The sequence below is a fragment of the Methylobacterium sp. AC690 genome (assembly GCF_979256535.1).
This window is the reverse complement of sequence record NZ_CEEDOX010000097.1, coordinates 1-252: the sequence shown is the minus strand read 5'-3', so window position 1 is coordinate 252 and position 252 is coordinate 1. Positions and strand designations below refer to the sequence as shown.

The window sequence follows — 252 nt, the reverse complement described above, 5'->3', positions numbered from 1 at the left end:
GTCGAGGCGCCCGGCCTCGATCCGCGAGACGTCGAGGATGCCGTCGATCAGGGTCAGCAACGCCTTGCCCGTGGTGCCGATGGCCTCGACGTAGGTGCGCTGCTCCGGATCGAGCCCGGTCTCGAGGACGAGGTCGGCCATGCCGAGACTCCCGTTCAGCGGCGTGCGGAACTCGTGGCTCTCGGTGGCGAGGAAGCGCGACTTGGCGACGTTGGCCGCCTCGGCCCGGGTGAGAGCCTCGTCCAGGGAGCG

1 protein-coding gene is annotated in these 252 nt (G+C 70.6%); it reads right to left on the bottom strand.

What is annotated here, in order from left to right; translation table 11 throughout:
- On the bottom strand, nt 1–252 hold a 252-nt coding region (locus AC0IY1_RS25460), incomplete at both ends, for a histidine kinase dimerization/phospho-acceptor domain-containing protein (RefSeq protein ID WP_471773361.1).